Genomic DNA, 1,192 nt, shown 5'->3' on the forward strand with positions numbered 1-1,192 from the left:
TAAGCTGTTCAGCATCTAAAACGCATATTGTATGGTATAATATGATAATTTTCCGATCAAGTCAATGCCTACTAAAAACTTCCTCAGTTCAGAAACAAAGGAAACTCTGCAACAAGCATTAAAAGACCATGAGCATCCAGATATTCGACAAAGAGCGTTAATATTTTTATTACTAAATAACGGAAATACACAAGCTCAAACTGCTGAACTAATTGGATGTTCTCTCAGAAAAGTTGCCTATTGGAGCGTTCATGGTGATCCTGAAAATTTAGACAGTTTTAAAGATAACAGGATGAAGGGTAATTACCGAAAAGCTACAGAGAAATACATTAATTTACTTTTAGAAACAGTTGAAGTAGACCCTGAAAAATATGGTTATGAGTTCGGAAGATGGACAACAGCTAGACTTGCAATATATCTAGGAGAGCAGACGGGAATTGAGCTGAGTAGTACCCAAGTAAGGAGAATTTTAAAATCAAAAAAGTATGTTTACCTTTGGGCTAAATACAGCTTGAAGGATAAGCAAGATGCCGTAGAAAGGGGTTTATTTAAAGATAAATTAGCTGAGTATTTAAAAATAGAAAAAGAATTTCCAAATCTATTGCAGGTATGGTTTTGGGACGAAAGTGGATTTAGTTTAAGAGTAATTAGAAGGAAAAACTGGTGTAAAAAAGGGACTCGAAGTAATAAAAGAGGAGACCGACGAAAAGGTCGTATTAATGTTATGGGTGGAGTGAGATACTCAGACAAAAAAAGATGGGTAGATTTTATTCCATCTGGTAATTCTGCTAATTTTTATGCTGTGCTGAAAACTTTTTATGAAGATTTAAAATCCGAGTGGATATTGCAAGGAAATTTAGCAGAAGACTTTAATGATAAGGGCTGTAAGTTTGTGATAATTTTGGACAACGCTAGTTTTCATAAAAAAGCAGAGACTTTGCAGAAAATAGCGTCAGAGATGCCGAATCTAATCATAGAGTTTTTGCCAAAGTATAGCCCTGACTATAACTTAATTGAATTAGTATGGCATTCCGCCAAGGAATATGTTGCTAATAGATTATTTGAATCCATTGAAAAACTAGAAGCACTGTTACATAAACTGTTAAATGAAGGAGGACTAATTATGAAATGGAACCGAAAAATAAAAAATAAAGGTAACTTAGTTAATGCAGTTTAGATGTCGAACAGCTTA

At 33.8% G+C, this 1,192-nt stretch carries 1 protein-coding gene; it reads left to right on the plus strand.

The window, feature by feature from the left end:
• Window positions 1–64 precede the first annotated feature (64 nt).
• Window positions 65–1,177 carry an IS630 family transposase gene (locus tag QUB20_RS28490; protein WP_333291850.1) on the plus strand — a complete coding sequence of 371 codons (1,113 nt, stop codon included), beginning with the start codon at window positions 65–67 and terminating at the stop codon, window positions 1,175–1,177.
• Window positions 1,178–1,192 lie beyond the last annotated feature (15 nt).

The organism is Microcoleus sp. B4-C2, from assembly GCF_036705265.1.
Lineage (GTDB): Bacteria > Cyanobacteriota > Cyanobacteriia > Cyanobacteriales > Microcoleaceae > Microcoleus.